Here is a 17961-nt window from a genome sequence, read left to right on the forward strand (position 1 = left end):
CCCGATGTCTGGATACGGTCAGTTCTGCCCCGTCGCCAAGGCCATGGAGGTTCTCGACGAGCGGTGGACCCTACTGGTGGTGCGTGAACTGCTCGCCGGCAGTAGTCATTTCAACGAACTACGGCGCGGGGTCCCGAAGATGTCCCCGGCGCTGCTGTCGAAGCGACTGCGGACGCTCGAACGCGCCGGGATCATCACTCGCGAGATCGATGGCGGCAGAACAGAATATACGCTCACCGAGAGCGGAAAAGAGTTGTCGACAGTCGTCCAGGCGCTCAATTCGTGGGGCATGCGCTGGATAGGTGAACTCGGCGAAGCCGACCTCGATCCGCACCTGTTGTTGTGGGATATTCGCCGGACCGTCCCCATCGATCAGTGGCCGCGTTCGCGGACGGTGGTGGCCTTCCACCTCGCCGGAGTCCCGGCCAAGGCGTCCCGGTGGTGGCTGGTGGTATCCGGGGGCGACGTCGATGTCTGCGACTACGACCCCGGTTTCGACATCGACGCCACCGTGGACGCGACCCTGCGGGACCTGACCGCGATCTGGCGTGGCGATCGCTCCTGGAACTCTGCACTGAAGTGCGGCGACGTCGAGATCACTGCCGCCCGCGACATCCGTAGCGCGGTACCTGCCTGGATCGGCCAGGGACAGATGTCGCAGATCCCGCGACCGGCCTGAACAGCACGCACTGGTCAGCGCCGCCAGAGGGTCAGGGGTCGGAGGGTCAGGGGGTCAGATAATCGATGCGTCTTTGCCCACCTGAACGGTGAGCGCGACCAGGTCGTCGACAACCTGCCTGGTCGGCCCCCCATCCCGCGACGCGTTCCGGGGATCATTGAGCAACCGCCGAAGGATCCCTTCGGCGATGATCGTCAGCCGCCAGAGCGCCATCGTGTGCCAGTACCCGATCTGGCTGACGTCCCGTCCTGTGGCCTCGGCGTAAGCGTCGATCAATTCGGCACGTTTGGGAAAGCCCGGTGCGGTGGGCACCGTGAAATGTCCGGTCAATCCGTCACCGGATTCGGGCCAGAAAGCGAGCAGGTTGCCGAGGTCCGCCAGCGGCTCCCCCAGCGTGCACAGTTCCCAGTCGACGACGCCGACCACCCGACCATCTTGCGGTGATGTGATGACGTTGCTGAGGTGGTAGTCGCCGTGCACCAGCGTCAACTCGTCCTGCTCGGGTGTGTGTTCTGCCAAAGCCTGTGCCACATCGGCGATCTCGGCGACCTCCCGGGTTTTCGAATGGTCCCATTGCGCACTCCATCGCTTCAGCAGACGCGCCGCGTATGGTTTGTGACTGGCCAGATCGGACAGTCCGGTGGCGTCCAGATCCACTGCGTGGATCGTTCCGAGTGCACGCGGCAGGCTCAGTCCGATCTGGCGACGCTGATCCAATGACAAAGCTTCCGCGGCCCCCGGATTGTCGATGACGGCTCCATCGATGAAGCTCATCAGAACCAGCGGCGCATCGGTGATCGCGGGATCAGAGGTGGCGGCGATCATCTCCGGCACCGGAACCGCGGTGTCGTGCAGCGCCGACATGATCCGGTGCTCACGTAGTACGTCATGGGCCGATGCGAGCAACGTGCCCAGCGGCGGACGGCGCAGGATCCACCGGGAGCCGGCTCCATCCTGGACCCGAAACGTCAGATTCGACTGACCGTTGCCGACGCGGTCGAACGTGATGGGTTCTTCGGCGCCGATTCCCAGACCGGTGATCCAGGACGAGACGGCGTCGGTATCGATCCCGACCGCACCACTCACGGCTGTGCCCCGATCTTTCGGTACCGACCGAGTTCCTGACGCGCGATCGTCCGTTTGTGCACCTCGTCGGGACCGTCCGCCAAGCGCAACGCCCGCAGATGGGCGTACATGCTGGCCAGCGGGAAGTCGTCGGAGACGCCGCCACCGCCGTGGACCTGTATCGCCCGGTCGACGATCTTGAGCGCCATGTTCGGTGCAGCCACCTTGATCGCGGCGATCTCGGTCCGTGCCGCTTTGTTGCCGACGGTGTCCATCATCCACGCCGCCTTCAGCGTGAGCAGACGCGCCATCTCGATCTCGATTCTGGCCTCGGCGATCCAGTCCTGGATATTCGATTGTGCAGCAAGCGGTTTCCCGAAGGCGATGCGCAGGGAGGCTCGGGTGCACATGAGTTCCAGAGCGCGTTCAGCCATACCGATGGCGCGCATGCAGTGATGGATACGGCCCGGGCCGAGCCTGGCCTGCCCGATCATGAACCCGGCGCCGGGGCCCGCGAGCACATCCTTGTCCGGCACCCGAACGTTCTCGAACAGGACCTCGGCGTGGCCTTCGCGATCGTGATAGCCGAAGACCGGAAGATTGCGCAGCACAGTGATTCCCGGCGCATCGATCGGCACCACCATCATCGACTGCTGCGCGTGCACGGCCGCATAGGGATCGGTCTTGCCCATCACGATCAGCACCTTGCAGTTGGGGTGCAGGGCATTGGAGGTCCACCATTTGCGGCCGTTGAGGATCCAGTGGTCACCGTCGGACTGCATGCTCATCTGAATGTTGGTGGCATCCGAACTGGCCACACCGGGTTCGGTCATCGCGAACGCCGAACGAATCGTCCCGTCCAGGAGTGGAGCGAGCCATTTCTCTTTGTGCTCGTCGGTACCGAACAGACTGAGCACTTCCATGTTCCCGGTATCCGGTGCCGAGCAGTTGCAGGCTTCGGGGGCCAGCACCGCACTGTGACCCATGATCTCGGCCAGCGGCGCGTACTCGGAGTTGCTCAGACCCGGCCCGAACCGGGGGTCGGGATGAAAGAGGTTCCACAGCCCACGCGCTTTGGCCTCGGTTTTGAGTTCTTCGACGATCGGTGGATCAAAATGCGGATCGCCGGATGCACGCATCTGCTGGGCATAGACCTCCTCAGCCGGATAGATGTGTTCGTCCATAAAAGCCAGCAGGCGCCCACGATAGTCGGCGCAGCGGTCGGAGTACCCAAAATCCATTGCCACATACCTACATTCGTTGTCGTCGGGTGACCCGGTCAATCTCCGTCTGCGACCAGATGGCGTTGAAAGCGCCGCATGCCTGCGATCCACCGGTCGTAGTCGGAGCCCTTGTTACGGTAGAAGTCCAGGACCTCGGGATGCGGCAGAATCAAGAATCTCTCATCTTCCATCGCCGCCAGTACCTGATCGGCCACATCCGCCGGACTGAGCACCACACCGGATTCGGTCACCGCCCGCGCGGCCACCGAAGCACCCGGTGTGTCCGTCTCAAAGCCCTCGCGCAGCAAGGCGGTTTCCACCCCCATCGGGCACAGACAACTGACCGCGATCCCCTGGTCGCCGTAAGTCACCGACAACCATTCGGCAAACCCGACCACCGCATGCTTGGTCACCGAGTACGGCGCCGAACCGATCTGGGTCAGCAGGCCCGCCGCCGATGCCGTCGACACAAAATAGCCGCCGCCGTTCTCCAGCCACAGCGGAACCAGGATCCGGGCGGCCCGCACGTGCGCCATGACATTCACGTCGAGAGCCACTTCCCACAGTGCGTCGGAGGTGTCCAGACCCAGCCCTGCGGTGGTTCCGGCGTTGGCGAAAAAGATCTCGACCGGCCCCAGCTCTGCCGCGGCTCGACCGATCATCGCCTCCAGAACCTCAGGGTCGGAGACGTCACCGCCCATCGCGATCGCCCGGCCCGGATATGTCGCGACGATCTGCGCGGCCACAGCGTCGGCCGCCGGAGCGTTGAGGTCGGCGACCAACACACTCACATCGGCGGCGGCCAACGCCTGAGCCAGGGCCGCACCGATTCCGGCGCCACCTCCGGTTACAACGGCAACTTTTCCTGCGATCTTCACTCAACCGATGCTAGAGGTCCCACCCGCGCAAGGGCCCAAAACGCCGTCGAACGTGCCCTAATTGCCGCCGACCGGGCGAACATACAATCAGGCGCTGGAAACACCGAAGGTTCGCGGCCTCATGATTGCTACTTTCATCCGCTCGATTGTTATTTCGGCACGTTCAGCGGTTTAATCGGCACGATCGGCGGAATTGCGGGTTGTTATTTGGCGGCGCAGGGCGGTGCAGCCGCATCTTCGAACAGCGGAACGCCCAGAGGTTCGAGGTACACAACATCAAGAATGACCGGCACCTTGCCGAGGTTATGCCCTTGATGGACGTTGTCGTCGCCGGCAGGTTCGTTGATCAATTCTCCGGTCTTGTAAATCACCGGCTTACAGTCCGGCCCGGGGTGAGTCAATGTGCCCGCCTGCACGATTCCCACGACAGGACCGTCATGGTAGTGCCAACCGGTAGTTCCACCAGGCGCAATGGTGATCTGCTTGGCCACCGCATGCAAACCATCGGGAATGAAGGGCAAGAGATCGGCGGGGATCTCGATATCGGCGTACGTCACCGCAGAAATGCCCTCACCGGGTGTTGCATTCGCGGTGGTCGGCACCATCAGTGCGGCACAGGACAAGGCCGCCACCGCAGTTACCGACCGGATTAGTTTCATCATCAGTACAGCGTATGCGTGATTACCGCAGCTCACCCGACTTCGAAAGAAAAACGGACATCTCCCCTTGTATCCCTTATGAAGGCGACATACCGCGCGGGGTGCACGCCTACAATTCGATCCACCACTGTCCGCCTACATATTTCGACGAGCCGAGGAATGCTGTGACATCGACTGTCCGCCAGGCGCCCAAAATCGGGTTGTTCACCCGTAATGCGACGGGAACCTCCTCGGCCGAGGCATTCCTGATCATCGCGATCGCCACCATCCTGGTCACCAGGGCATATCTCTGGTTGACCGACTACCCGCAGGTCGGTGGCGGTACCCTCCACATCGCTCACGCTCTGTACGGCGGCGGATTGATGATGCTTGCGCTGCTGGTGAATTGGTGGTTTATCGGTTACGGGGCGCGGGTGGCCACGGTCCTGTTCGGCGGCATCGGGTTCGGGCTCTTCCTCGACGAGGTCGGCAAGTTCGTCACCAAGAACAACGACTATTTCTATGGGCCGTCGGCCGAGATCATGTACGTGCTGGTGGTTGTCGTGATCATCATCGGTCGGATCATGAGGGAGATCAGGCCACTGAGCGCAAACGAGAATCTCGCGTCGGCGGCAGCCATCGCCGCCGACGGTGTGGCCCGCGGCCTCCAGACACATCGCCGCGAACTCGCTCTACGCATGGTGGAGCAAGCGGAGGAACTCGACGCGGACCCGGAAACCGCACAGAACATCCGAGAACTGCTCATCAGCGCCCCCGTCGCATCGGCCCGACTCCACGCATTGCAGCAGTGGGCACCTCGGTTGATTCCGAGATTCCTACTCAATCCCCGGTGGCTTCCCATCATGTGTTGGTTACTGATCTTCTCGGCATTCGTCGCCCTGGTCTTCACTGTCATCGGGCTGACCATCGACGGCTACTACGAGAGCGACAACCTGGTACTCGACCTCGACGGAAGGGACGCGGCCGGCGTCATCTCCCTGGTGAGCGCCACCGCCACATTGGCACTTGCGGTACCGGCGATGATCGCCCGCAATCGCACCGACAAACTCTGGCCACTGCAGTTCCTGCGTTATGCCGCACTGATCTCCACCTTGCTCAACGCGCTGGTCGACTTTGCCGTCGAGGGGTTCGGGGCACTTGTGGGCCTGGGGGTCGGGCTGTTCACGCTGGCGATCATCTCCTACCACCTCGATCTGCGGGCGCGCGCCGCGAACCCGAGAGCGCACGCCGAAGCGGTCGCCGCGGCCGACGATCCCGCCGACGACGCCGCCGAGGTGAAGTCCGCACCGCCAGAACGGGTCGGCTAGCCCGCAACCGTCAATTTGGTTGGCCAATGCATCTGATGCGCAACGCGTTGTCTCACCGGATGTTTCCCGAAACTCTCGACCGCAGAGTAGGGCGTTGCGAACCTCTCCAATCGAACAAACATTCGACACATCGCGTTCTCCGGGGTATCCTGGTTGAAAGCTGGCGATCAGATGTGCTGGGGGGCATGATGACTGACGATCCGTCTGATGAGGTTGCGGTTGGTTCTTCTTCGGTTCCGGTGTTGGTGCGCAAATATCTCGAGTTGGAGTTGCTGGTTGCCGATATCGCGGACTGCACTGATTCCGATATGTCTGATGCGGAAGTCAATGAGCTTGTGCGGGTGCATGAACGGATCGCTCGTAAGCTCGAGCTCGCCGGGTTGCGACACTTGTTGGTGGTCTCGGATCGGTCGTCGTTTTCGAAGGCCGGGTATTCATCGCTGTTTGGTTTCACCCGTGGCGAGTTGCGGCTGACCAAAGGCCAAACCATGTCCAGGATCCGCGGCCTGGAAGCTGTCGGCCGATTCCACACGATGCAGGGCGAAGAGCTGGCACCGAAATGCCCTGCCGCCGAAGAGGCCTGGTCCCAAGGGTTGATCGGCGCCTCGCATATGGATGTGATGCTGGATGTGCGCAAACAGATCCCCTCAGCTGCTGATCCGGCCGTGTATGACGTGGTCGATCAGTGGATGACCGAAGAAGCCGTCGAGTCCGATCCGACCCGCCTGGCTGCTGCGGGCAGTCAGGTGTTGGCCCGGGTCGATCCCGATGGCCGGTTGACCGACGACAGTGATCGGGCCCGCAGACGCTCGGTGAGTATCGGCGATCAAGGTGTGGATCTGATGGCCAAAATCTCGGGCACCCTCGATCCAGAAACATTGGCGTTGCTGACCACCGTGATGGATGTGTGGGCCGCACCGGGGATGAATAATCCGGCCGACCCCTACTCGCCCACCGGCGCGTCAGATGATCCGAAGCAAGATCAAGAGTTGATGAAGGCAGCCGCCGAACGTGACACCCGTTCGCGGGGCCAGATGCGTCACGACGGGCTCAAGGCAATCCTGAAGACCATTTTGGAATGCAACCTGCTCGGCAAGTCCCATCGGGGATTGCCGGCGCAGATCATCATCACAATGACCAAACAATAACTCGAAGAGTGCGCCGGGATCGCGAAAACCGCTTCCGGGGTGGATATCCCGATCGGGGACGCACTGGAGTTGGCGACCCGCTCCGACAAATATCTCGCGGTATTCGCCGACCACTCCGCTGAAGTCCTGTATCTGGGCCGGGCCAAACGGACCGCGCAGAAAGGTCAACGCCTGGCCCGCCGCATCACAAAATGATCGGTGATGGTCCTGATCAGTGGCAGACCATCATGATCACCGAGGGCCCCGACAAAGGACGGGTGGGGTGGATACCGCCGGTATCGGTGGACCCGGAACGCAAACCGCGGGTCAACCGCGCCCATCACGCCAACGAAACCGTCGCAGCGGCCTGGCAGAAGACGCTGGCCGACCGCCAGGTAGCGCTGACGCAACACCTAGAGAAACTCACCCGAAATCGTGGCAACCACGAACCCGACATCGACATCGACATCGACAATCCCGAACAGATCGATTAGCGACTAGCCGAGATCCCGCGCCAACGCTCGACCCGCCGCGCGACCGGAGAAGATGCAACCACCCAGGAAGGTGCCCTCCAATGCGTTGTAGCCATGTACCCCGCCGCCACCGAATCCGGCGACCTCGCCGGCGGCATAGAGACCCTCGAAGGCACTGCCGTCGTGGCGGATCACCTGCGAGTCGAGATTTGTCTCCAGACCACCCAGGGTCTTGCGTGTCACAAGATGCAGGCGGACCGCGATCATCGGACCATATTTGGGGTCTTCCAGGCGGTGCGGCGTGGCCACTCGAACCAGCTTGTCGCTGAGGTAGTTACGCGCATTGCGAATCGCCATGATCTGCATGTCTTTGGTGTAGTTGTTGTCGATCTGGCTGTCGCGGGCGCGCACCTCCGCAGCAACCTGGTCGTAGTCCAGCTGTGGTCCGGGGGTGATCTCGTTCATGCCCGCCACCAGATCTCGAAGATTGTCGCGAACCACAAAGTCGGCACCGTGTTCCTTGAATGCCTCGACAGGACCGGTGGCTCCCTTTTTGACCCGCTGCAGAAGGAGTTTGAAATCTTTGTCGGTAAAGTCAGGGTTCTGCTCCGAACCCGAGAGCGCAAACTCCTTCTCGATGATCGCCTGGGTAAGGATGAACCAGGTGAAATCGTGGCCGCCCCGGGTGATCGTCCCAAGCGTGCCCAATGAGTCGAATCCGGGGAAGTTCGGTACCGGCAATCGTTTTCCGGTCGCATCGAGCCACAGCGAAGACGGACCCGGGATGATGCGGATCGCGTGATTGGGCCAGATCGGATCCCAGTTCTGGATCCCCTCGGTGTAGTGCCACATCCGGTCGCGGTTGACCACGCTGCCGCCCGCATCTTCGGTGATCTGCAGCATCCGGCCATCGACATGGGCGGGGACACCAGTGATCATGTGCTCGGGTGCCGGACCCAATCGATCTGTGGGCCAGTTCTTCTTGACCAGTTCGAAGTTGCCGCCGATTCCGCCGGAGGTGACGACAACCGCCCGCGCTCGAAGCTCGAAGTCTGATTCTCGTTCCCGACTCGACGACACCCCGCGTGGTTCGGTAGACGGGACCAGCACCGTCCCGCGGACACCCACTGCCCGTCCGTCCTCGACAATGATCGCGTCGACCTGATGACGGTATTTGAAAGTGACCAGGCCCTTGGCCGCACCGGCGAGGACGGGCTCCCGGAAGACCCGGACCACCTCGGGACCGGTACCCCAGGTGATGTGGAAGCGCGGAACCGAGTTCCCGTGTCCGGTCGCCGATCCGGAACCGCGTTCGGCCCATCCGACGGTGGGCATCACCTTCAGGCCCAGTTCGTGAAGGTATGAACGCTTCTCACCGGCAGCAAAATTGACGTACGCCTCGGCCCACTGGCGTGGCCAATGGTCTTCTCGGTCTCGATCGAACCCGGCCGACCCCAGCCAGTCTGCCCGCGCGAGTTCCAGCGAGTCCTTGATCCCGAGCCGGCGCTGCTCCGGCGTGTTCACCATGAACAGGCCGCCGAGCGACCAGAACGCCTGCCCACCGAGGTTTTGTTCGTTCTCCTGATCGACGATGGCCACCCGTTTGCCGGCCTTGACCAACTCGTGAGCCGCGACCAGACCCGCCAGACCCGCACCGACAACGATCACATCAAATTGCTCGGACACCCATACACCCCTGCCTGCCATGGTTCAACACTGAACGCGCTTCGGAGTTCCTCCACGCCCCCTGTGAGCATAGGGAAGGAGTTCGAGTGTGTCGTGAACACGAGCCCTTTGCGTCCATCCAGCCCTCGCCGAGCCGCTACGCATACGATACTGGACCGGTGGCAACCAAGGACTCCCCGGACGACCCCGACCGACAACGATTCCGCACGCTGGCCCAGGCCGCCCTCAATGCCGATCGAACTGTCGGACAAATGGATTCGCTCATCGAAGGCCTAGGGTCGGCACTGGTCGACTTCGACCGGGCGATGACCGGATTCGACACAACGCTGAATAGTTTGAGTGGTGCCCTCGACGACTTCTCGGCGACGCTGTCCCGGGTGGATGCGATGGTGACGAACATGGTCGGCGTCGTCGAAAGGATGGAGAAAATCGCAGGCCGGGTCGAGTCCATTGTCGACATCGCCGAAAAGCTGATGGCCCCGGTGTCGTCCGCTGAATCCATGGTGCGCGGCCTGCTGGGCCTGCGGCGCGGCGCCTGACCGAACAATCAGGACGTCTCGGAGATCGCGTCGCGGAGGTAGTCGCTGGGCGTGCGCCCGATGACCGCCTTGAACTCGCGCGCCAGATGGGCTTGATCGGAGTACCCCAGTTCAGCCGCCACTTCAGCGATCGTCGCGTCACCTCTGCGCAAAACCATCGCCGCATCCTGCAGTCGACGCCGTTGGATCAGCCATTTCGGACTCAGCCCGGTGCGATGCACTGTCAGGCGTTGCAGCGCGCGGGTCGACATGGCGACCTCCGCAGCGAGGTCGGCCACCCGTCGTGGGCCGCCATCGTCCTCGACAAGGTCGATCACCCGATTGATCAGAATGCCTTCCTCATCAATCGACCATCGTTGAGCCCACCGCTCGTACAACTGCGCCACCTGCTGATATCTGTCCTCCGGACTGCGATCTTCTGCGGTCATGGCCGCTCGGACCGAAACGGTGAGGTCGTCGTCGCCGGGGATGGGCAAGGGCATCCCGATCGGCAACGGCGGGCTCGATCGTGATCCCGGCGCCATCGACCGGCCGGTCATCACCGTGATCGCGGCCGGACGGAGCAACACCCCGGCAGCCCACCCGCGGCCCTGCAACTTCTGTTCGCTGGTCCCCTGGCTCACGCAATACAATGCGGCCCGATCAGGTTCGATCACCACATTGCCGCCTGGATGTTCGAGCACCGGCTGCAATACCGGCATCTCGAGGTCCCAGACCGCTATCCACACGTGCCGCAACAGCTCGCCGGGCGGAAACGGTATTCGGTGTAGTCGCACGCCGTCGCGCCCGGGATTCAGCTGGCCCCTCGGCGGTTTACTGACTTGGCCCATCTTGTCGCGTTTGTTCAAGCCTGCCCCCTGCACCCACGGTCAGCATGGAAGCCATGACAATTACAACCGCAGCTCACGGACAACACACAGAACACGGTGTGCCACATGGCTTCACCTCCCTGACCCCGTTCATCGTCGTCACTCCTGCCAAAGACGCCATCGCGTTCTACCAGGACGTCTTCTCTGCCACGCTCACCCAGAGCACCGAGTTCCCCGGACCGGACGGCGAGCAGATCGTCGCCCATGCCGTACTCGACTTCGACAACGGCAAGTTACAGCTGGGCGATCCCGATCCCCAGTATGGACTGATCCCCCGACAGTCAGGTGACTCCGATTGCTACTCCCTGTCGGTCTACGTTCCGGATATCGATGCGGTGCTGGCTCGGGCCATCGAACTGGGCGCGACCGTGCGCGAGCCGGCACAGACGTTCGTCTCCGGCGACCGCTTTGCATCACTACGTGACCCATTTGGAATCAGATGGTCGGTGATGACACGGGTCGAGGACCTCTCCGACGAAGAGAGTGCCGCACGGGTGTCCGAATGGGCGGCCCAACAGGGCGCAGGAGCGTAAAAGCGTTGCCCCTGTCCGGGCAAGGTGGCAGCATCCGCCTCATGATCGAAGATCTGTTCTTCGCCGCACATGAGGGCTTGCCCCGCGAGGCCCCGGGTTCCGAGACAACGACGGAACTACTGTTTCGTCTCGCAGGGCTGCACACCGGGTCGCGCGGAAAACGCCCACTACGAATCCTGGACATCGGCGCCGGTACCGGACCTGCCACGATGGTGCTGGCAGGCCTCGGTGCGCAGGTCACCGCCATCGACACCCATCAGCCGTTTCTGGACGAACTGGTCTCGAAAACCAAGGCCGCCGGCGTACGCAACCAGGTGACGATCTCGAACGTCTCCATGGAAGACCTGAACTACCCCGACCATTCCTTTGATCTGGTGTGGGCCGAAGGTGCCGCCTACATCATCGGCTTCGACAACGCATTGACGTCATGGCGCCACCTGTTGGCACCGGGCGGCGCGTTGGTGCTGACCGAGGCGGATTGGCTCACTGGGGAGCCTTCGGCCGGCGCCACCGAATTCTGGGACTCCGCTTATCCGGAAATGCGAACGACCGGCCAAAATATTTCCGCGGCAATCGAACTCGGCTGGACGGTCGCGGCCACCTACCTGCTGCCCGAGACCGACTGGGATGAGTACTACATCCCCCTGAGCTTTCGGATTGACGAGCTCAGGCTGGAGTTTCCCGATGCGTCGGCAGATCTCGACCTGGTCGGTCAAGAGATAAACGTCCGAAGGGACCACGGCTCCCATTACGGTTACACCGGGTACGTCCTACTGCCAAGGGAGGTCGAACGATGAGCAGTCCCGAATCCATTGCCGACAGATACACCCGCCGCGCCACAACATTTGCCGCGGTGATCGCCGCAGCCCCGCCGGATCGCTGGTCATCGCCATCCCCGTGCGCCGAGTGGACCGCAGCCGACGTGTTGCAGCACATCGTGGACATGCAGTCCGCGATGTTCTCCGCCCCGGAACAGACAGTGCCCCCGGAACAGACTGGGCCACCGGCACCGACCGTGGACGCCGATCCGCTCGGTGCGTTCAACCACGCCCGCACAAACATCGAACGAGCCCTTGCCGATACCGCAGTCGCCGAGGCCACGGTGCAGACACCCATGGGTCCTTCCACGTTCGCCGAACACGTCGATGGAGTCGCAAGCGCCGACCTGGTGGTCCATGGATGGGATCTGGCACGTGCACTCGGGCTCGAACACCGAATTGATCCTGCCGAGGTCGAGGCGGCGTGGCCGGGCGTCCAAGAGATGCCCGACATAATGCGGGTCCCGGAGGCTTTCGGCCCCGGAATCGTCGTGTTCGGACCGATCGTGGACGTACCGGACACCGCACCCCTGCACGACCGACTCCTCGGACTGCTCGGCAGGGACCCGCACTGGAAATCACCGTAACCGGATCGAATCCCTGCGTAGCCTGGGCCATATGGGTATCACGCATACGAGCACGGTCTCCACACCCATCGACGAAGTGTTCGCCTGGCACGGCAGGCCAGGAGCTTTCGCCCGCCTGTCACCGCCATGGGCACCGCCCTCACTGGTAAAGGAAGCCGATTCACTGGAGGACGGCACCGCCGTGCTGTCGTTCGGATGCGGACTGAAATGGGTGGCCCGGCATCAGCCGACGCGCTTCCATCCACCGAATCAGTTTGTCGACCAACTCGATTCGTGGCCCCTGCGATTGGTGATGACGTGGACGCACCATCATGGTTTCTCGGAGCTCGATCCGCAGACCACCAAGGTCACCGACACCGTGGAAACCGCCGTGCCGACGGCACTGCTGCGCCCGATGTTTCGTTACCGGCATCGGCAACTGGCCGACGATCTGGCCACCCACGCCTGGGCGATGCCGTTGGCCGGTAAACCCTTGACCATTGCCATCACCGGCGCGTCGGGACTTGTCGGATCCGCCTTGCGCGCATTGCTGACCACCGGAGGTCACCGCGTCATCTCCCTGGTGCGGCACATCCCCGAGGGTCCCGACGAACGTCGTTGGAACCCCGGCGATCCCGCCGAGGATCTCTTGGCAGGTGTCGATGCCGTGGTGCATCTCGCCGGCGCGTCGATAGCAGGGCGGTTTGGCGACGGACACAAGTCTGCGATCCGGGACAGCAGGATCGAGCCGACAGCAGCACTTGCACGTATAGCCGGCATCACCGAACCCAGCCCGACTTTTGTATGCGCGTCGGCCATCGGGTTCTACGGCTACGACCGCGGAGATTCCGTACTCGATGAGAGCTCCTCGCGCGGAGACGGTTTCCTCGCCGACGTCGTATCCGATTGGGAAGATGCCACCTCACCGGCGGCCGCCGCCGGAGCGCGGGTGGTGAACGTCCGGACCGGGATCGTCCAGGCAGCCGCGGGCGGAACCTTGAAGTTGATGCGGCCGCTGTTCACCCTCGGACTCGGCGGGCGGCTCGGCGATGGAAACCAGTGGCTGTCCTGGATCGGCATCGACGATCTCATCGACATCTACTACCGCGCGATCGTCGACGAACGACTGTCCGGTCCGGTCAATGCGGTGGCGCCGAATCCGGTCCGCAACTCCGAATACACCTCCGCGCTGGCCGGAGCGGTACACCGGCCTGCGATCATCCCGGTCCCGAGCCTGGGCCCACAGGTCATCCTCGGATCAGAGGGCGCCAAGGAACTGGCGTTTGCCAATCAGCGCGTGAGCGCCGCACGTCTCATGGCAGTGGGCCACCGGTTCCGGATGACCGAGATCGACGAGGTGTTACGTCACCAACTCGGTGGCGACCCCGACCAGCCCCTCACCGAGCCGCGAGTTCAGACTTGATCAACTCGGCAAACCCGTCGACGTCCTCGGGTGTGGTGTCGAACGAACACATCCACCGAAACTCGGCGGTGGCCTCGTTCCAGGTGTAGAACTTCCACACCGAACGCACGCGCTCTGCAGCCATCGGATCGAGCGCGGCAAATACCGCGTTCGCCTCGGTGGGCTGGGTGATCGTGAGCCCGGGTGTCCCGTCGAGCAGGCCACGGAGCCGGGCGGCCATGGCATTGGCGTGTGCGGCGGCCCGCAACGCCGTGCCGTCGTCGAACAGCGCCAGCAACTGCGCCGAGACAAAACGCATCTTGCTCGCCAACTGCATGCTGAGCTTGCGGATGTAGTCGGTGCCGGTTACCGAGTCGGGGTTGATGACAACCACAGCTTCCGCGCCCAATGCACCTACCTTGGTCCCGCCGAGGCTCACCACATCAACACCCGCGGCAGCGGTGAAGTCGCCGAGCGAAAGCCCCAGCGCCGCAGCAGCATTCCATAGTCTGGCCCCGTCGATGTGGACCACCATCCGCTGCCCGTGGGCGTAGTCGCAGATGGCCGCGATCTCATCGCGCGAATACAAGGTACCGAGTTCGGTCGATTGGGTCAGACTGACCGCCAGCGGCTGCGCCCGATGCACATCACCGAACCCATATGCCTGCGTCGCAATGGATTCCGGTGTCAGCTTTCCGTCGGTCGTCGGCACCGTGAGAAGTTTGATGCCACTGACCCGTTCCGGCGCACCACCCTCGTCGTTGTGGACGTGTGCGGACTCCGACACGATCGCCGCACCCCATCGGGGCAGCATCGCCGTCAGGCTCACCACGTTGGCGGCGGTTCCGTTGAACACCGGGAAGACCTCCGCCCGAGCACCGAACTCGTGGCGGACCACACGCCTCAACTGCTCGGTGTAGACATCGTCACCGTATGAGGGCTGATGTCCGCCGTTGGCCGCCGCGAGTGCGGCAAGCACCTCGGGCAGCATTCCGGCGTAGTTGTCCGACGCGAACGCCCGCCACTGCGGATCGTGTAGCTGATCCGCCGGTTCCGACATGGATGTCATCCACCAAACCTTTCCGTCCTGATCGTGTTCGCCGGGTATTCCAGGTCCAGCAACCACCGGGCACATTGTTCGACAAACGCTGTCGGTCCGCACACCCGGAACTCCGGCTGCTGATCCACCGGGATCACCAACGATGCCAGTTCTTCCGGTGTCAGTCGTCCCGGTCGCCGGCGGGCATCCGCCGGCGCATGACGGGTGTACACATAGTCGACCTGCAGACGTCCGGCCGAGCTCAGCTGGTCGAGTTCGGCCCGGTAGTAATCGTTTTCCGGGCTGCGCACCGAGTACAGGAGACGAAACGGCACCGTCGTGCCGGCCGTTTCGCGCTCCCGGATCATCGACATCAACGGCACCACACCCGAACCGCCGGCGATCAATTGCACCGGTGCTGGGTCCGCGGAGCGCCAGACGAACCAGCGACCGATTGGTCCGCGAATCTCCACCTGATCACCGACTTCGAGATCTCCGATGAGGTAGGGCGACACCTCGCCGTCGATGAGTTCTTGCACCGTCGTCTCGAGGAAATCATCACCGAACACCCCCGCCACCGAATAGGACCGCACTGCCTGGTAACCATCCTCCGCGGTCAACCGGATGTCGATGTGCTGGCCCGGTAACACCCGACCACGGCCGGGCACCTGTAGTCGGAGGGTCCGGGCGGTCGGCGTCTCCATCGACGCCGCGACAAGCATCGCCGGCCGCCAGCCGTTCACCAATACCGTTCCTCTTTCCACGGGTCCCCATGGTTGTGATAGCCATTGCTCTCCCAGAAACCCGGAACGTCCTGCGCCATCTCGGTGAGCCCACTGATCCACTTCGCGGACTTCCAGAAGTACAGGTGCGGGATCAGCAGTCGCGCCGGCCCACCGTGTTCGGCTTCGAGCGGCTCGCCCTCAAAGGTGTGCGCAATCCACGCCTGCCCGTCGAGCACATCCTCCAACGGGACGTTGGTGGTGTATCCGCCATGGCAGTGGGCCATCAGGTAGCCGTCGGGATCGACCTCGTCGCCGAGGAGGACGTCGAGCGACACACCCCGCCACATCGTCGCCAGCTTCGACCATGCCGTCACACAGTGGATGTCAACCGTGATGTCTTGCTGCGGAAGCGACATGAACTCGTCCCACGACCAGCTCTTGCGTTGACCGCCGAGCAGCCTGACCTCGAAATTCCATTCCATCCGGTCGATCAGCGGTGTCGGACCGGCCGACAGAACCGGGAAGTCACTCGTCAGATACTGCCCCGGTGGGAGCCGTTCGTCCTTTTGTCGGCGACGGGCCCCGAAACCCTTGTTGATGATGGCCATGACTGCAAGTGTGCGCTGCGGTGCCGCCTGCCGCAGCCCATCGTCGACTCAGTCCTCGTGCTGGGCCGAGTTTTCACGTTGGTCGGTGAGGACCTGACGCAGGCGCTGCGTGTCGTCGGCGGTCCAACCTTCCGGATCGAGTATGGCTGCCCACGAGTTCGCGATATCGGCGTGGAAAGTGTGTCCATGGCCGTCCGGCACGCTGTTGGAGTCGGCCATGTCGGCCGACACCTGCAAAAAGGTCACCAACGGAATCCAGCGAACACTGTCGAGTACGTCGTACCCACGCGACTCGCGGAGCCAGTCCGGCTTGCGAAGCGCCAGGCTCGGCGACCACCAGGTGATCGGGTCCGACGGATGCTGCAGGTACACGACCCGCGGCCCCGGCCACGACGCCCCCGGAGACTCGAGATCGGAGGCCCGGGCAACGAACCGCGCCGTCTCCCCATCGCCGTACACCGGCAACCACTGCGGTGAACCGGGCTCCCGGTTGTCGGTCGTCTGCTCCCAGATCTCGTTGGTGTAGGTGGGGCCGATGAACAGTGCACCGTCAGTGCGAGCGGCGATGTCCTCGACTCCGCTGAATGCACTTTCACCACCGAACGAACCGAGGCTCTCGCCGAAGACCACCAGTTTCGGACGTGAATCCTCGGGAAGCGCATTCCACTTCGCGTACACCGCCTCGAACAAGGCACGTCCGGCCTGGCGAGCCCGTTCCTGGTCGACGAGGAACGAGATCGGACTCGGCAGGTACGAATACTGCATCGACACCACCGCGGTGTTGCCGTTGTACAGGTATTCCAGTGCGCTGACGGTACTTTCGTTGATCCACCCGGTGCCGGTGGTGGTTCCGACCGCGATCACGCCACGCTCCAGACCACCGGCACGCACGAGTTCGTCGGCAGCGAGTTCGGCTTCGGGCCGAAACCCGTCAGCTGAGGCCAGTCCGGAGTAGGCGCGGATCGGTTCCGTCGCCTGCGCATTGTTGAACGCCGACAGATCTTCAACAGACGGGCCGTTCGAGACGAAGATCCGGCCCTGGCGTCCGAGCGAATCCCACGTCACCAGCGAGTCAGGTCCACCCGAGCGATACCTCGACGAGGGAGGTTCGGTGTCGGGGTCGGTTTCGTTGTTGATCGCCGCAAAGCTGTCGTTGAGACTCGACATCACCACGCGTGTGACCACACCATTGAGCACACCGACAGTGATCACGACTACCAGGGCCGCAGCGACGAATCCCGCGATCCGTGGCGGCACAACACGACTGACCTTCGCGGACACCCATCGCGTCAACCGCATAAATGCACGCCCGATGGCAACAAACAGCACGAACACCACCGCTGCGAGCACCACCAGCAGCGGATAGCCACTCGCCGGAAACGACTCGACGTCCATCAGTTCCCGAAGGTCGTGCTGCCAAAGACCAAATGAGACGAGCATCAGAATCGTGCCGATCGGCGCGATGACCGCCAGGGCAAACCAACCGATTCGTTTGTACTTCTCCGGGACTTCGCGCACACCGAGGTAGCGGATCAACATCGAAACAAGCACGCCGAGTCCATAACCGAGAGCACCGGACGCACCGCTGATGACACCTTGGAACAGCGCGCTCCGGGGAAGCAGCGAAGGGGTCAACGAGAACCAGATCGCAACCAATGCAACGACCAGCCCGCCGAAAACATATCGTTGTGGCACAACTTTCGACCAGCGCAGTGTCACTGTGCCTCCGTTTTGAACTCACCCGAGTGGTGAATCCTCAGAAGTT

Annotated in this window: 20 protein-coding genes; 10 read left to right on the top strand and 10 right to left on the bottom strand. The window is 62.9% G+C overall.

Translation table 11 applies throughout. The annotated features are described in order from the left end of the window. The first annotated feature begins 4 nt into the window (after positions 1–4). Entirely contained in the window at positions 5–679 is a 675-nt protein-coding gene (locus AC1TPF_RS19570) for a winged helix-turn-helix transcriptional regulator (protein ID WP_482145036.1), read from the top strand. Positions 680–733: 54 nt separating this feature from the next. Here the strand turns inward: AC1TPF_RS19570 and AC1TPF_RS19575 are convergent, their stop codons facing one another. From AC1TPF_RS19575 to AC1TPF_RS19590, 4 genes are all read right to left on the bottom strand, one after another. Further along, a complete protein-coding gene (locus AC1TPF_RS19575) occupies positions 734–1765 on the bottom strand; it encodes a phosphotransferase family protein (RefSeq protein WP_482139629.1) in 1032 nt (343 codons plus the stop codon). Continuing rightward, positions 1762–2985 (bottom strand): acyl-CoA dehydrogenase family protein, encoded by a 1224-nt coding sequence (locus AC1TPF_RS19580; RefSeq protein ID WP_482139630.1) that lies wholly within the window; start codon positions 2983–2985, stop codon positions 1762–1764. The genes AC1TPF_RS19575 and AC1TPF_RS19580 overlap by 4 nt, the downstream gene beginning before the upstream one ends. A gap of 38 nt (positions 2986–3023) precedes the next feature. Further along, positions 3024–3845: an SDR family oxidoreductase gene (locus AC1TPF_RS19585; RefSeq protein WP_482139631.1), complete on the bottom strand. Its 822-nt coding sequence runs from the start codon at positions 3843–3845 to the stop codon at positions 3024–3026. Positions 3846–4048: 203 nt separating this feature from the next. Beyond that, the gene (locus tag AC1TPF_RS19590) at positions 4049–4507 is read right to left on the bottom strand and encodes a cupin domain-containing protein (protein ID WP_482145037.1); all 459 of its coding nucleotides are present in this window, start codon (positions 4505–4507) and stop codon (positions 4049–4051) included. A gap of 161 nt (positions 4508–4668) precedes the next feature. Here AC1TPF_RS19590 and AC1TPF_RS19595 point away from each other — a divergent pair, with 161 nt between their 5' ends. The 4 genes from AC1TPF_RS19595 (at position 4669) to AC1TPF_RS19610 (ending at position 7432) form a co-directional block, all read left to right on the top strand. Next, positions 4669–5811: a hypothetical protein gene (locus AC1TPF_RS19595; RefSeq protein WP_482145038.1), complete on the top strand. Its 1143-nt coding sequence runs from the start codon at positions 4669–4671 to the stop codon at positions 5809–5811. Positions 5812–5996: 185 nt separating this feature from the next. Beyond that, positions 5997–6959 carry a DUF222 domain-containing protein gene (locus AC1TPF_RS19600; RefSeq protein WP_482145039.1) on the top strand — a complete coding sequence of 321 codons (963 nt, stop codon included), beginning with the start codon at positions 5997–5999 and terminating at the stop codon, positions 6957–6959. A gap of 39 nt (positions 6960–6998) precedes the next feature. Then, positions 6999–7154, top strand: coding sequence for a hypothetical protein (locus tag AC1TPF_RS19605; RefSeq protein ID WP_482145040.1), 156 nt, complete (start codon positions 6999–7001; stop codon positions 7152–7154). Next, the gene (locus AC1TPF_RS19610; RefSeq protein ID WP_482145041.1) at positions 7151–7432 is read left to right on the top strand and encodes a hypothetical protein; all 282 of its coding nucleotides are present in this window, start codon (positions 7151–7153) and stop codon (positions 7430–7432) included. Before AC1TPF_RS19605 ends, AC1TPF_RS19610 begins: the two co-directional genes overlap by 4 nt. Positions 7433–7435: 3 nt before the next feature. Here AC1TPF_RS19610 and AC1TPF_RS19615 read toward each other — a convergent pair whose 3' ends face one another. Further along, on the bottom strand, positions 7436–9097 hold the full coding sequence (locus tag AC1TPF_RS19615) for an FAD-binding dehydrogenase (RefSeq protein ID WP_482145042.1): 1662 nt from the start codon (positions 9095–9097) through the stop codon (positions 7436–7438). 158 nt (positions 9098–9255) lie between these two features. On the opposite strand from AC1TPF_RS19615, the gene AC1TPF_RS19620 reads away from it, so the two are divergent. Beyond that, positions 9256–9636 carry a hypothetical protein gene (locus AC1TPF_RS19620; protein WP_482139635.1) on the top strand — a complete coding sequence of 127 codons (381 nt, stop codon included), beginning with the start codon at positions 9256–9258 and terminating at the stop codon, positions 9634–9636. Between the two features lie 8 nt (positions 9637–9644). On the opposite strand, the gene AC1TPF_RS19625 is transcribed toward AC1TPF_RS19620, so the two are convergent. Beyond that, positions 9645–10484 carry a helix-turn-helix domain-containing protein gene (locus tag AC1TPF_RS19625; RefSeq protein WP_482139636.1) on the bottom strand — a complete coding sequence of 280 codons (840 nt, stop codon included), beginning with the start codon at positions 10482–10484 and terminating at the stop codon, positions 9645–9647. Positions 10485–10510: 26 nt separating this feature from the next. Here AC1TPF_RS19625 and AC1TPF_RS19630 point away from each other — a divergent pair, with 26 nt between their 5' ends. Genes AC1TPF_RS19630 through AC1TPF_RS19645 form a run of 4 tightly spaced genes read left to right on the top strand, consistent with a single transcriptional unit; the run spans position 10511 to position 13845 of the window. After that, on the top strand, positions 10511–11038 hold the full coding sequence (locus AC1TPF_RS19630; RefSeq protein ID WP_482139637.1) for a VOC family protein: 528 nt from the start codon (positions 10511–10513) through the stop codon (positions 11036–11038). Positions 11039–11079: 41 nt separating this feature from the next. Beyond that, positions 11080–11835: a class I SAM-dependent methyltransferase gene (locus tag AC1TPF_RS19635; protein ID WP_482145043.1), complete on the top strand. Its 756-nt coding sequence runs from the start codon at positions 11080–11082 to the stop codon at positions 11833–11835. Further along, positions 11832–12443: a TIGR03086 family metal-binding protein gene (locus tag AC1TPF_RS19640; RefSeq protein WP_482139639.1), complete on the top strand. Its 612-nt coding sequence runs from the start codon at positions 11832–11834 to the stop codon at positions 12441–12443. Before AC1TPF_RS19635 ends, AC1TPF_RS19640 begins: the two co-directional genes overlap by 4 nt. Before the next feature lie 31 nt (positions 12444–12474). Next, entirely contained in the window at positions 12475–13845 is a 1371-nt protein-coding gene (locus AC1TPF_RS19645) for a TIGR01777 family oxidoreductase (protein ID WP_482139640.1), read from the top strand. Here AC1TPF_RS19645 and AC1TPF_RS19650 read toward each other — a convergent pair. From AC1TPF_RS19650 to AC1TPF_RS19665, 4 genes are read right to left on the bottom strand one after another with little or no spacing between them, the layout of a single operon-like run. Continuing rightward, positions 13820–14893: a threonine aldolase family protein gene (locus tag AC1TPF_RS19650; protein ID WP_482145044.1), complete on the bottom strand. Its 1074-nt coding sequence runs from the start codon at positions 14891–14893 to the stop codon at positions 13820–13822. The genes AC1TPF_RS19645 and AC1TPF_RS19650 overlap by 26 nt on opposite strands. Beyond that, positions 14890–15606 carry a ferredoxin reductase gene (locus AC1TPF_RS19655; protein ID WP_482139642.1) on the bottom strand — a complete coding sequence of 239 codons (717 nt, stop codon included), beginning with the start codon at positions 15604–15606 and terminating at the stop codon, positions 14890–14892. The genes AC1TPF_RS19650 and AC1TPF_RS19655 overlap by 4 nt, the downstream gene beginning before the upstream one ends. Beyond that, entirely contained in the window at positions 15603–16196 is a 594-nt protein-coding gene (locus AC1TPF_RS19660) for a sulfite oxidase-like oxidoreductase (protein ID WP_482139643.1), read from the bottom strand. Before AC1TPF_RS19660 ends, AC1TPF_RS19655 begins: the two co-directional genes overlap by 4 nt. A gap of 48 nt (positions 16197–16244) precedes the next feature. Beyond that, positions 16245–17915, bottom strand: a complete 1671-nt coding sequence (locus tag AC1TPF_RS19665; protein ID WP_482145045.1) for an alpha/beta hydrolase — start codon at positions 17913–17915, stop codon at positions 16245–16247. Positions 17916–17961 lie beyond the last annotated feature (46 nt).

It is taken from the genome of Williamsia sp. Y853, from assembly GCF_056786495.1.